The 12,951-nt window shown below is 58.5% G+C and carries 9 protein-coding genes; 3 read left to right on the top strand and 6 right to left on the bottom strand.

The annotated features are described in order from the left end of the window. The first annotated feature begins 110 nt into the window (after positions 1-110). Entirely contained in the window at positions 111-1,277 is a 1,167-nt protein-coding gene (locus R5R33_RS06735; RefSeq protein ID WP_318955255.1) for a PI-PLC domain-containing protein, read from the top strand. Positions 1,278-1,646: 369 nt separating this feature from the next. Here the strand turns inward: R5R33_RS06735 and R5R33_RS06730 are convergent, their stop codons facing one another. From R5R33_RS06730 to R5R33_RS06715, 4 genes are read right to left on the bottom strand one after another with little or no spacing between them, the layout of a single operon-like run. After that, the gene (locus R5R33_RS06730) at positions 1,647-3,350 is read right to left on the bottom strand and encodes a phytoene desaturase family protein (RefSeq protein WP_318955254.1); all 1,704 of its coding nucleotides are present in this window, start codon (positions 3,348-3,350) and stop codon (positions 1,647-1,649) included. Further along, complete coding sequence (locus R5R33_RS06725; RefSeq protein ID WP_318955253.1) at positions 3,280-4,086, bottom strand: ABC transporter permease; 807 nt, start codon at positions 4,084-4,086, stop codon at positions 3,280-3,282. The genes R5R33_RS06730 and R5R33_RS06725 overlap by 71 nt, the downstream gene beginning before the upstream one ends. Then, positions 4,083-4,703 (bottom strand): ABC transporter ATP-binding protein, encoded by a 621-nt coding sequence (locus R5R33_RS06720; RefSeq protein WP_318955252.1) that lies wholly within the window; start codon positions 4,701-4,703, stop codon positions 4,083-4,085. The genes R5R33_RS06725 and R5R33_RS06720 overlap by 4 nt, the downstream gene beginning before the upstream one ends. A gap of 39 nt (positions 4,704-4,742) precedes the next feature. After that, positions 4,743-5,195, bottom strand: a complete 453-nt coding sequence (locus R5R33_RS06715) for a DUF2214 family protein (protein ID WP_318955251.1) — start codon at positions 5,193-5,195, stop codon at positions 4,743-4,745. 190 nt (positions 5,196-5,385) lie between these two features. Here R5R33_RS06715 and parC point away from each other — a divergent pair, with 190 nt between their 5' ends. After that, positions 5,386-7,635: a DNA topoisomerase IV subunit A gene (gene parC, locus R5R33_RS06710; protein WP_318955250.1), complete on the top strand. Its 2,250-nt coding sequence runs from the start codon at positions 5,386-5,388 to the stop codon at positions 7,633-7,635. Between the two features lie 75 nt (positions 7,636-7,710). On the opposite strand, the gene R5R33_RS06705 is transcribed toward parC, so the two are convergent. Beyond that, positions 7,711-9,687 carry an alkyl/aryl-sulfatase gene (locus tag R5R33_RS06705; RefSeq protein WP_318955249.1) on the bottom strand — a complete coding sequence of 659 codons (1,977 nt, stop codon included), beginning with the start codon at positions 9,685-9,687 and terminating at the stop codon, positions 7,711-7,713. A 336-nt stretch (positions 9,688-10,023) separates the two neighbouring features. Here R5R33_RS06705 and R5R33_RS06700 point away from each other — a divergent pair, with 336 nt between their 5' ends. Then, positions 10,024-11,043: an AraC family transcriptional regulator gene (locus R5R33_RS06700; RefSeq protein WP_318955248.1), complete on the top strand. Its 1,020-nt coding sequence runs from the start codon at positions 10,024-10,026 to the stop codon at positions 11,041-11,043. A 60-nt stretch (positions 11,044-11,103) separates the two neighbouring features. On the opposite strand, the gene R5R33_RS06695 is transcribed toward R5R33_RS06700, so the two are convergent. Next, positions 11,104-12,717, bottom strand: coding sequence for a GMC family oxidoreductase (locus tag R5R33_RS06695; RefSeq protein WP_318955247.1), 1,614 nt, complete (start codon positions 12,715-12,717; stop codon positions 11,104-11,106). Positions 12,718-12,951: the final 234 nt, after the last annotated feature.

Below are 12,951 nucleotides of genomic sequence, written 5' to 3'. Positions count from 1 at the left end.
TATATATGGCTAGATTGCGTCACATCGACGCCGTGTTTGTCAAAAAATTCTGCACGAATGGCGCCTGGAGATGGGGAATCGGAAATCGTTTTTGCTCAGGGAGAGAACAAATGGAAATCAATTATTACCGGCTCGGGCCGCATCGCCGTCTACATGAAATCATCTTCGCCGGTAGTCATGACGCCTCAATTACCTCCGGGAAAAGCCATGTGCAGACTCAGGACCTGGATATCTATGGTCAGGCGAAAGTCGGTGTGAGGCTGTTTGACCTGCGAATTCTCGCATTGGGGGACAAGCATGGCGCGTCACTGCTGGGATATCACGGTAAAGGCGAAAAAGCGAAAAAATTGCACTTGCACAGTGATCATACCGGCAGGAATCACGATGTTTCTGTGAGTCCCGGGATGAAAATGGGGTCGGCCGGGTTGAAGCTTTCGAACATGCTCAATCAGGCGAAACGTTTTGTTTCGGAACCGGATACCCGAAACGAATTTCTGATATTGAAGTTCGATAAGTGCAAGAACTGGCAGTTGATCGCTGAAACCTGCATTTCCATTCTGGGAGATAAAATTTATATAAAGAATAATGAAAAAGAATTCGGGAAGTTAACCCTTGGTGAGATTGCGGGCAAAGTCATTTGTGTGTTCAGTGAGGCTGCATTTGCAGAATTGAACATCGCTTCCTTTTATCCAAAGGGTATCCTCAGTTTCCGTTCCGTGAAGGCGAACTCGGGAGAGGGTTCAGCCTATAAAGCGAATTACCCGGGTATGCAGTACTGTGGCAAGGGCGGCACCAGGTGGTGGGCCGCATGGAAGACCAATCAGGGCAAACTCAAGGAGAACTACTCCAAACAGGAAAAGATGATGCTGGATATGGCCTGTGCCAATGACATCAACTCACCCAATGTACTGGGGATGATGTACTGGACCGCAACCGGTTCTACCAGCAGTATCCGCACGCGGGATGAACACCTGTGGAGCCAGACCGGGGTATTCAAGATGCACGAGCTGTGGCGCAATGGCCTGGAGCAATCCATTGGCCATCAGCTGCAGCAGGAGCGCATAAAGTACCTGACCCGCGGCGGTGTCATGCGGATGAAGGCTTTCTTTCCCAATATCATCATGATCGATTTTGCCAGCTACGATAAATGCAAAACCATTTATGGCCTGAATGCGGTCAAGGACAACCTGCTGGCGGCGGCGTTCAACAAGTATGTGGAAAACAACACCGACTTTACGGTGCAGGGAAAGAAATTCGGTAGCCCGGCACTGGGGTGATGGTGATTGAAATATCCGACACCGGAATCTGAAATTTGTCAGATTCGTTTGAACATGGGCCCCGCAGTCTCCTGTCTGCGGGGCCCATGTCTTTTTGGGGGTAGCGAGCAACCCGTGATGGAGGGCGAGAGCAATATGCCCGGGCTTGGCGCTGATTCCTGGACCCGGAATTCAACTACTGGCAGCGCCCACAAAAAATGGATGACGGTGGAAAAAAACCTCGCCGAGTGACCTCTGGCAATGAATGGTTGCCATATGGCACCGACAGAGGTCCTAAGTCTTCGATATATACATGCGCGATAGATTGGGGCGCCCCGCAGGGCCCCCCGTTCGCGGCTACAGGTCTCGGTTCCTTATCGAACCGCCCAATCAATCCTTCAAAATTTCCCGCGCCGCATTATGTCCAGGAACACCGGTGACGCCGCCCCCGGGATGGGTGCCGGAGCCGCAGATATACAATCCTTTTATGGGCGTGCGGTAATCACTCATGCCCATAAACGGCCGGTTGCTCCAGAGCTGATCCAGCCCCAGCGCACCGTGGAAAATATCCCCGCCCATGAGTCCGAACTTGCGCTCCAGATCCAGCGGTGAATGAATCTGGCGCGCGATGATGGAATCGCGGAAGTTCGGCGCGTACTCAGTGACGGTGTCGATGATGGCATCGGCGGCCTGCTCGCGCTCTTCATCCCAGCTCCTGCTGTCCGGCAGCTGCGGCGCAAACTGCTGGCAGAACAGGCTGGCGACGTGTTGCCCTGCCGGTGCCAGGGAATCATCCACGGTGGATGGAATCAGGATTTCCACAATCGGTTTTTTCGACCAGCCAAACTGCTTGGCATCCAGGTAGGCCTGTTCCAGGTATTGCATGCTGGGGCCGATCACGATGCCGGACTGGTGGTGCGGTTGCAGTTCCTTGCCGGGGCGGCAGGTGAAGTCGGGCAGCTCTTTCAGGGCGACGTTCATGCGGAAGGTGCCGGAACCGACCTTGAAGCCGCGCACCCGCCGCTGGAATTCCGGGTCCAGGTGTTGTTCGTCGATCAGCTTGCCGAACAGCAGCTTCGGGCCCACGTTGGCGATCACCTTGAGCGCGCGGTGGGTGTCGCCATTGGCAAGGCGCACACCCTTGGCCTGGCCGTTTTCAATCAAGACTTCTTCCACCTCGGCACCGGTAATTACCTCGACGCCCAGATGTTCGGCTTCTTTCAGCATGGCCTGGGTAATCGCGCCCATACCGCCGATGGCGTGGCCCCATGCCCCCTTCTCGCCGTTGACCTCGCCGAACACGTGGTGGAGGAGCACATAGGCGGAGCCCGGCGTACTCGGGCCGGCATAGTTACCGACGATGGAATCAAACGCAAAGGCGGCCTTTACATGGTCGTTTTCAAACCACGCGTCCAGCACATCGGTGGCGCTTTTGGTGAACAAGTCCAGGGTATCGCGACGCTGTGCCATGGTGAGCTTTCTGGCGCGCATGCCGAAACTGCCGGCGCGGATCAGGTCCGCGAAGCCGCCACCTACATTCGGTGGTGTGCGCAGCAGTTCCTCCCGCAGTACATCGGCCACGGTTTCCAGCATTTCATAAAAGGCAGGCAGGGCGGCCGCGTCTTTTTCCGAGAAGCGTGCAATTTCTGCCAGGGTCTCCTGCGGATTCTTATAGAACGACAGGCTGCCGTTGTTGGAGTGTGGAAAGAAATTGTTCTGCGGGCGCAGCTTAACCTTGAGGCCGTGCTTGTGCAGGTTCAGGTCCTGGATAATCTTGGGATTTAACAGGCTGACGGTATAGCTGGCAACGGAGTTGCGAAACCCGGGGTGGAACTCTTCGGTAACCGCAGCACCGCCGACGATATCCCGGCGCTCCAGGATGGTGACTTTTTTGCCGGCCTTTGCGAGGTAACAGGCGCATACCAGGCCATTGTGGCCGCCGCCAATGATCAAGCAATCGTTCATTATTATCTTCTCTACTTCACTGGTTTCTATTTTTTTCTGGTCTCGTTTTGTTGCCGATTCAGGTGCTTCCGTCGCTGCGCAATCGGTCCAGTCGCAATCGTTCGCGTCCGTCAAATAATCTGTGTGCACAAATCGTCACCGCCGCAAAGGTGCCAAAACCGGTGCCGGCGGCAATGGTGAACATAATCAGTATCTGGTATTTCACCGCCAGCGCCGGTGCCGTGCCGGCGAGTATCTGACCGGTCATCATACCCGGTAGTGAGACGATGCCGGCGGCGGCCATGGCGTTGATGATCGGGGTCAGGCCTGCACGCATGGCCTCGCGGCGGAATTCACTCAGTGCCTGTTGCGCGGTTTCCCCAAGCATCAGCCGGTTTTCGATGACAGCGCGGGAGCGTCGGGCGCTCTCCGTCAGGCGATCGAGCGCGAGGGCGATGCCGGTCATGGTATTGCCGAGCAGCATGCCCAGCAGCGGAATCGCATACTGCGGTGTGTACCAGGGCGTCGGGCCGATGACGGTGGTCAGGGTCAGTACCGTAACTGCAAATGCGGAAATAAACATCGACAGGGTGCCAATGCCAAAACTCCAGCCTCCGCGCAGGCGATATTTCTGCCGCGCGACGACTTCGCGCCCCGCCAGCAGCAACATGACCAGCCCCATCAATGCCACCCAGTGCAGACTGCCCACCGAGAACAGAGCCTCCAGTACCAGTCCTACCAGAGTGAGCTGGATGGCGGTGCGCGCGGCCGCAATCAGCAGGGATTTACCCACGCCCAGGTGTGCGAGGAAAGTACACACGGCCAGGGCAATCACCAGCGAAGCCGCCAGTGCCAGCTGCCACCAGGAGAGTTCGATCACGCTCACGGTGTCACCTGCCGTTCTTTGATGCCGGAGTCGACAATGCGAAAGTGGCGATCGGCCACACGCTGGATCTGGTCTTCATGGTGGGCGACCCACAGGGTAGGGATTTGCTGCTGGCGAATGTATTCGCACAGCCAGGTTTCCACGCGCTGGGTGTTGTCCTTGTCCAGGTTCGCGGTCGGCTCGTCCAGCAGCAATGCCACTGGCTTGCGGGACAGGGCTCGGGCCAGCGCGAGCCGTTGTTTTTCACCGGAGGAGAGGCGCGCAACCTGCCAGTCAAACGCTTCTGCCGGCAGGTCGAGCTTCTGCAGTGTTTGCTCCCGGAACTGGCGGTTCGTGGCTTCGGAAAAGTGCTCACCCACGGTGTCGTGCCACCAGGCACTTTCCGCCGGCACCAGCATCACCGCACTGCGCCAGCGGTGGCCGGGCAGGGCGCTCTGTTCGGTATCGCCCAGCACGACTTCGCCGGCATGGGGTTCGAGATCGGCGATGGCGCGCAGCAGCCGGGTTTTGCCGCTACCGGAAGCGCCCGACAGGCAGACGATTTCCCCGGGCGATATTGTCAGGTCGACGGCGTTTAGTTGCCCGATCGCCACGCGGTGGAGTTGCAGCTTTGCCAAGGACAGTACCGTTTTTCTAATTATTCATTGGCATCGGGATCAGTGAATAACCCCGATACCCTTTGCCATCAATGCCGCACATAGTGCCATACCCACCAGCGCGGTGAGCTCCGCATGCACGATAAGCCGCATCCGGCGCCGCTGTTGCTCCGCCAGCTGCGGTACTTGCCCCTGCTTGAGTGACTTGCGCCAGTGCAAAAATTGCACGGTCGGGTAAATGGAGAGCAGGGCGGCGATCGCAAACAGCGTGAGCTTCGCGTGAAACGCGGCATTGTGAAAATAGTAGGCCGCGCCTTTCTCAAAGTAGAAAACCCGCAGAAAGCCCACGATCAACAATGCCACCGCGGCAATGCCCAGAACCCGGTCGACGATCTGCAGTTTGCGCGCGCTCTGCAGTGTCAGGGGCTGGCCAAGTACCACCAGCTGGATGGTCAGCACGGTCGTCATGGTGAGAAAAGCCAGGTGGTGCAGGAAGGCAAAAAAGGCGGACATTTTCTGTACATCCTTGCTGATGGGGGCAGTTAGATACCTTTGCTACCGGGATGGCAGGCCGGAACGGTTGTAACAGGAAATTGCCGTTATCCGCAATCTTGCGGGGGCTGGCTCCTGGCAGCCCTTTGAACCCGCCGCGTGTTCCCGCCATAATCCCCCTCTTTACGCAGAATAACGAGACTCTCGCAGTATGACCGAGCCCTCCGTCTACGACGCATCCGAGCGCCAGCATCTGGCGGCCTACACCGAGAAGGCGTACCTGGACTACTCCATGTACGTGATTCTCGACCGCGCCCTGCCCAATATCGGCGACGGCCTGAAGCCGGTGCAGCGCCGTATTGTCTACGCCATGAGCGAGCTGGGGCTGAAGGCCAGCGCCAAGCACAAGAAGTCCGCGCGCACCGTGGGCGACGTGATCGGTAAGTACCACCCGCACGGCGACAGCGCCGTGTACGAGGCAATGGTGCTGATGGCGCAGCCATTCAGCTACCGCTACCCGCTGGTGGACGGCCAGGGCAACTGGGGTTCGCCGGACGATCCCAAATCCTTCGCCGCTATGCGTTACACCGAATCCCGCATGGGCAAATACGCCGAGGTGCTGCTGTCGGAACTGGGGCAGGGCACCGTCGACTGGCAGCCGAACTTCGACGGCACCATGGACGAACCGTCGGTGCTGCCGGCGCGGGTACCGAACATCCTGCTGAACGGCACCACCGGTATCGCTGTGGGTATGGCCACCGACATTCTGCCGCACAACCTGCGCGAGGTGGTGAATGCCACCGTGCATATGCTGGAGAACCCCAAGGCGACGGTATCCGAGCTGTGCGAGTACATTCTGGGCCCGGATATGCCCACCGAGGCGGAGATCATCACGTCGCGCGCGGATATGCAGAAGATGTACGAGACCGGCAAGGGCTCGGTGAAGATGCGCGCGGTGTGGAACAAGGAGGATGGCGATATCGTCATCACCGCGCTGCCCTACCAGGCCAGCGGCTCCAAGGTGCTGGAGCAGATCGCGGCGCAGATGCAGGCGAAGAAACTGCCGATGGTCGCCGACCTGCGCGACGAGTCCGACCACGAGAACCCCACCCGTCTGGTGATCGTGCCCAAGTCCAACCGCGTGGACCTGGACCAGGTGATGAACCACCTGTTCGCCACCACCGACCTGGAGAAGAGCTACCGGGTCAACATGAATATGATCGGTATCGACGGTCGCCCGCAGGTGAAGTCCCTGGACAAGATCCTGTCCGAGTGGCTGAGCTTCCGCACCGTTACCACCAGACGTCGCCTGCAGTTCCGCCTCGACAAGGTGGAGAAGCGTCTGCACCTGTTGGCCGGTTTGTTGATCGCGTTCCTCAATATCGACGAGGTGATCGAGATCATCCGCACCCACGACGAGCCGAAGCAGGAGCTGATGCGCCGCTTCGAGCTGTCCGACGTGCAGGCGGAATACGTGCTCGAAACCAAGTTGCGCCAGTTGGCGCGCCTTGAGGAAATGAAGATCCGCGGCGAACAGGCGGAGCTGGAGAAAGAGCGCGATACCCTCACCAAGACCCTGGAGAGTGAGCGCCGTCTCAAGACCCTGATCAAGAAAGAGCTGCTGGAAGCGGCGGAGGAGTTCGGCGATGACCGCCGTGCGCCGATCGTCGAGCGCGAGGAGGCCAAGGCCTTCAGCGAGACCGACCTGCTCACCAGTGACCCGATCACCGTGGTGCTGTCCGACAAGGGCTGGATCCGCCAGGCCAAGGGTCACGATATCGACCCCACCTCGCTGAGCTACAAGGCCGGCGACAGCTTCAAGTTTGCCGCCCATGGCAAGGGCAACCAGATGGCGCTGCTGCTCGACAGCACCGGCCGCAGTTACTCCATCGCCTCCCACAGCCTGCCTTCAGCGCGCGGCCAGGGTGAACCGCTGTCCGGGCGCATCAACCCGCCCTCCGGTGCCACCTTCGAAGGCCTGCTGATGGGCAGCGACGACCAGAAGGTGTTGCTGGCGAGTGATGCCGGCTACGGCTTTATCGCCACCTTCGCCGACCTGCAGTCGCGCAACAAGGCCGGTAAGGCGATGCTGAGCCTGCCGCAGAACGCGCGGGTGCTGCCACCGCAGGAAATCAAGAATCCCGACGCCGCGCTGCTGGCGGCGGTTTCCAGCGAGGGCCGTATGCTGGTGTTCCCGGTGTCGGAGCTGCCGGAACTGGCCAAGGGCAAGGGCAACAAGATCATCAACATCCCGTCGGCCCGCTCGGCCAGCCGCGAGGAAATCCTCGTGGGCATCGCGGTACTGGAGGGCGACGACCAACTGGTGATCCACGCCGGTAAGCGCCACACCAAGATCAAGGTCTCGGAACTGGAGCACTACCAGGGTGAACGCGGCCGTCGCGGCAACAAGCTGCCACGCGGTTTCCAGAAGGTAGACAAGGTCGAAGTGCAGCGAAAATAAACGCACCCCGACGGAATAAAAAAGGCGGCCCCTGGGGCCGCCTTTTTTTTGCTTGAACCGTGTGTGTCGGGTAAATCAGGGAGTGACGACGTTAAACCAGAAGGGGAACTCTTCCAGCATCGACATCAACTGAATGAAGGCCTGCGGCTCGCCATCCATTTTGAGCGCACCAGATTTCACCAGCTCCTGGAATGACTGCTGCTTGGTGAACAGCTTGTCGAGGTCGCTGCGGTTCATGGTCACGGTTACATCCGCGCCTTTACTCTGCACGCCGGCGATATTGTTCAGGTGGGAATTGGCCAGTTCCAGCAGGAATGTTTCGTCGCGATCCGGCAGTACGAAATTGATGATGAGTTCTTTGCCCTCGGCCTTGTCTGTGTCCAGCTTTACGCCGACGAAATCGAACATCAATTCGGTGGACATGGCGCTGATAAAGTCCGGCCCACCGCGGGTCGCCAGTGCGCCGGTGGGTGGGCCGTTGCGCAGTTCATAGGCGCCCACCAGGTAGGCGTTGCGCCAGCCCATGTTTTCTGCCTGATAGCCCATCTGTTCGAAAATATCTGCCTGCAGCAGGCGGGCGTCGGTGTTGTCCGGTTGTGCGAACACCAGGTGGTTCAGCAGTTCCGCGGCCCAGCGGTAGTCGCCCTTATCAAAAGCTTCGCGGGCCTTTTGCATCACCGCCTCGGCGCCGCCCAGGGCCTCCACATAGCGGGGGCCGGAGTCCGCGGGGCTCAGCGGATTCAGGTTCGCCGGGTTCATATCGAAATAGCCGAGGTACTTGTTGATGATGCCCTTGGCGTTGTGTTTGTAGGAGCCGTGATAGCCGCGGTTGTACCACTCGTGGGCGAGACTGTCCGGCACCGTGATCGCGTCCTGGATCTCGCTAATGGTCACGCCCTTGTTGGCGAGGTTCAGGGTCTGGTCGTGCAGGTAGCCGTAGATGTCGCGCTGTTTGCGCAGTACTTCCAGCAGGTACTCGTTGCCCCAACGCGGCCAGCTGTGGGAAGCGAAGATCACCTCGGCCTCTTTCCCGTAACCGTGGATCAACCGGTTGATGTACTTGCTCCAGCCCTGGGCATCGCGGATCTCGGCACCACGCAGCGTGTACACGTTATGCAGGGTGCCAGTCACATTTTCCGCAGTCCACAGCGCCTTGAACTGCGGGAAATACGTATTCATCTCCGCGGGGGACTCGGTGTGCGGCGTGTTCTGGAAGCGCATCTCAATACCGTCGATGACCAGCGTTTCCTCATCCTTGTCGATGGTGCGTGTCGGCGCGATCAGGCCGATGACGCCGGTGGAGGCGCCCTTGCCGATGGCGGAGTCCACCTGACCCTTCGGTCCCTTGGCCAGCACATTGCCGTACTGCAGGCTGCCGCGGCGCAGCATGGCATTGCCGGCCAGTACGTTTTCTTTTACCGCGTGTTCCATAAAGCCGCGCGGGGCAATGACCTGCACCTCGCCGCTGTCCACCTGTTGCTGGCTGACGACACCCTTGACCCCACCGAAATGGTCGATATGCGCGTGGCTGTACACCACCGCGCGCACCGGGCGCTCACCCAGGTTTTCCGTGACCAGTTTGAAGGCGGCCTTCGCCGGGGCCGGCGTCAGCAGTGGGTCGAACACAATCCAGCCGGTGTCGCCGGCGACAAAGGTGATATTGGAAAGGTCGTAGCCGCGCACCTGATATATCCGGTCGGTCACCTTGTACAGGCCGTAGTGCATGTTCAGCTTGGCCTGGCGTTCGAGGCTCGGGTTGATGGTGTCGTAGCTCTGCTCGCCGCTGAGGAAGTCGTACTGCTCGAGGCTCCACACCAGATTGCCCTGGTCATCCCGGATTTCCACATTTTGTGGGCGCTTCAGCAGGCCCTTCTCTGCCAGTTCAAAATCCTTGCGGTCGGCAAACGGCAGTTCATCGCGCACCGCCTGCTGCTGCGCGAGGGTCACGGCACTGGCGGGCTTCGGGGTCGCTTCTGTTTTCGCGATTGCGGCGGTGCAGAAACCGCTCATCATCAGCGCGCCCAGGCCGGACGCCATCATTACTTTCAGCATATTTTTCTCTCGCTTACGGCCCGCAATTCGCGACGCGGAAATTAAAAATAGGACGATTGTCTATGTATTTTTTAATTTCAGCGGATATCCCTGCGGTATCTGAATTTGTCGATGCCTACATTACGCAGGCCGGCGAAAATGACCATTGCAGTGCGCGCCAATCTATTGTTCTCGCGCGCACAAGGAGTAAAATGGTGCGCTTGTACAAATTGTGTACGGTTTTGTTGGTTGCTTCTGACTCGATTTAGAATGCGGGTCGACCGAAATACGAATCCGTGTTTAATTGACGAGTGTCTTGAAGAATCGTTAATGCAAAGCGATGGAGAGGGTTGGTCAGTGAGTGATGATTTCATTGCGTTGAGCGGCTGGGTAATTCCGATTACCAAGGCCATGCAGCTGAACAATATCGACGTGCAACAAGCGCTCGAGGTCAGCGGTATTACCGACGCGGATCTGAATTCCCAGGACACACGTATAGCGGTGTCCAAACTGGTGAAGCTGGTTGCCCACTGCAACGCGCATCTGCCGAAGCAGGATTTCAGTGTGCAGGTTGCAGAGCAGTTCCACCCCGGCATGTTTCACGCGCTCGGCTACGCCATGATGTCATCGGCATCTCTGGAAGACGGATTGCAGCGCATTGTGCGTTACAAGCGCATCGTGTCTGATGCCTGTCGGGTGGAAATGGTAGAAGAAAAAGATGGGCTGTCGTTGCGCATGTACCCGCTGCATTACGCAGACAACGCGCGCCCGACACTCGGCCCCAAAGAGATCGAAGCTTTTCTTGCCACCCTGGTGAAATTTGCTCGGGAAACCGTGGATATGAACCTGCGTCCGCTAGCGGTGTACCTGCAGGCGGACCGGCCGGATAACGATTACCTGACGGAATATTTTGGTGTGGAACCGCAATTCAACTGCGATTTCAACGCACTGGTTTTCGATCGCGCCCAGGCCCAGCGCAAACTGATGACCCACAATATGGTGCTCACCCAGAGCCACGAAAAAATGCTGGACGAATATTTGTCCCGTATCGACCGGAGCGATCTGGCCAATCTGGTGAAGTGCAAAATTTACGAGCGCCTTTCCCTCGGTGCACCATCGCAGGCCGAAATCGCCGACGATCTCGGCATGAGCCTGCGCAACCTGCAGCGCAAACTGCAGGAGCGGGGCACCAGCTTCAAGGAAATTCTCGAGCACACCCGCAAGAAGCTCGCGCTGGAATATATGGACCAGTCGCACCTTTCCCTGGGTGAGATCGGGTATCTGGTGGGCTTTGCCTCGGTGGCGAATTTCAACCGCGCATTCAAGCGCTGGACAGGATCAACCCCGGGGGAGTTCCGCGTAAGTCACGCGGCTTGAGGTCTGATCAGAGAAGGTTGCCCCCGGTAGCAGTACCGCCACCGAGGTTGATCCGAGCGATTAACCGACCTCCGCAAGAATGAGATCCGCTGCTTTCTCGGCAATGGCAACGGTGGGAGCATTGGTGTTGCCGCTGGTCAGGGTCGGCATGATGGAGGCGTCCACCACCCGCAGTCCCATTAGTCCGTGCACCTTCAGTTGTGAATCCACCACCGATAGCGGGTCATTACCCATTTTGCAGGTGCCCACAGGGTGGTAAACAAGCCCAACCTTTTCCTGCACCTTTTCAAAAATTTCCTCGTCGCTCTCCCGCTCTGCACCCGGGTGAATTTCCTCACCGCGATAGCCGTCGAACTCCTGTGCCGCGAGAATCCGGCGGGCCTGGCGGATACCGTTGATCATCACCTTGCGGTCTTCCGCATCGGCGAAAAAGTTGTAGTCGATGTCCGGCTTGTCGAACGGATTGGCGCTGCGCAGGGTGATGCTGCCGGTGCTTTTCGGGCGCAGCACACACACGTGTATGGAGTAACCCGGCTGTGACATCAGTTTCAGGTCGCGGCCACTGTCGTCGAACAGCAGCGGCAGCATGTGCAGCTGTACATCCGGGCGTTCCACTTCGTCCGATGATTTGATAAAGCCGCCGGCCTCGGTGATGGATTTCGCCAGTTTGCCTTTTTTGCTTGCTACATATTTGAGCGTGTCAGGCAGCATTTTCAGCAGGCCGCCGACAGACGCGGTAAAACCGTTGTTGATCTTGCTGCGTACCAGTACGCAGGCATCCACATGCTCCTGCAGGTTTTTGCCGACGCCAGGCAGAGCATGAATGCAGGGTATGCCCACCGCTTTCAATTGTTCCGGGTCGCCGATACCGGAGAGTTGTAGCAGCTGGGGGGAATTGATCGCACCGCCACTCAGGATCACTTCCCGTGTCGCTTTCAGTGTGTACATGGTGCCTTTGTGGCGGAGTTCCACACCCACCGCGCGCTCCCCCTCCATCACGATACGGCTTGCCTGGGCATCGGTGAGCACGGTGAGGTTGGTCCGCGCGCGGGCCGGTTTCAGGTAGGCCGCGGCGGTGCCGAAGCGGCGGCCGTCTTTTACGTTCAGGTGGAAGTAGCCCACACCTTCCTGCTCGGCACCGTTGAAGTCATCGGTGTAGTTGAATCCGGCCTGCTGCGCCGCCTTGATAAACGCCTCGGACATCGGGTATTCCGGCCCTGGTGCGCTAATGTTCAGGTTGCCATTCTTACCGTGGTAGTCGCTACCGGCGAATTTTTCGTGGTGCTCGGATTTTTTGAAATAGGGCAGCAGGTCGCGGTAAGACCAGCCTGGGTTGCCCAGCGCTTCCCAGCCATCGTAGTCCTCTTTCTGGCCGCGAATGTACAGCATGCCATTGACCGCGGAGCTGCCGCCGAGGGTCTTGCCGCGGGGGGTAAAAATCGCCGAGCCTTTGCGCAGCTTGCGATCTGGCCTGGCGTCGTAGGCCCAGTTGTATTTTTTGACAAACATGTGCGCGGCAAAGGCGCCGGGAATATTGATCAGCGGCGAGGCACTGCCGTCGGGGCCGGCCTCCAGCACACACACAGAAAATTTGCCGTTTTCCGACAGACGGTTGGCGAGTACTGAGCCGGCAGAGCCAGCGCCGACAACGATGTAATCAAATTCGGTCTTCATCTCATCTTCTCCGTCTGTACGCGTTGGATTGCCAGGGCGTGGGCCTGGGTTCCAGTCGCGGCGGTTAGCAGGATGCCTGCGATGTGTTTTTTGTTGTTAGATGACCGGATTATCCGGCAGTGGGGCCAGATATGGATATGTTCCGCGCGCCAATCATTTGTCCTATCCCGACATGGCCCGCATTGACGCCTGGCGCGAGCCAGGTTCTGTGTGGAACAGGCGGTATATGGGTAT

Source organism: Microbulbifer pacificus (assembly GCF_033723955.1).
In the GTDB taxonomy this organism is placed as follows: domain Bacteria; phylum Pseudomonadota; class Gammaproteobacteria; order Pseudomonadales; family Cellvibrionaceae; genus Microbulbifer; species Microbulbifer pacificus.
This window is presented reverse-complemented; position numbering and strand designations above follow the sequence as displayed.

What these genes read in the sequence shown, in the direction of transcription:
- R5R33_RS06735 (WP_318955255.1), top strand. Translation starts at nt 111, where the DNA reads ATGGAAATCAATTATTACCGGCTCGGGCCGCATCGCCGTCTACATGAA.
- R5R33_RS06715 (WP_318955251.1), bottom strand. Translation starts at nt 5,195, where the DNA reads ATGTCCGCCTTTTTTGCCTTCCTGCACCACCTGGCTTTTCTCACCATG.
- parC (WP_318955250.1), top strand. Translation starts at nt 5,386, where the DNA reads ATGACCGAGCCCTCCGTCTACGACGCATCCGAGCGCCAGCATCTGGCG.
- R5R33_RS06705 (WP_318955249.1), bottom strand. Translation starts at nt 9,687, where the DNA reads ATGCTGAAAGTAATGATGGCGTCCGGCCTGGGCGCGCTGATGATGAGC.
- R5R33_RS06695 (WP_318955247.1), bottom strand. Translation starts at nt 12,717, where the DNA reads ATGAAGACCGAATTTGATTACATCGTTGTCGGCGCTGGCTCTGCCGGC.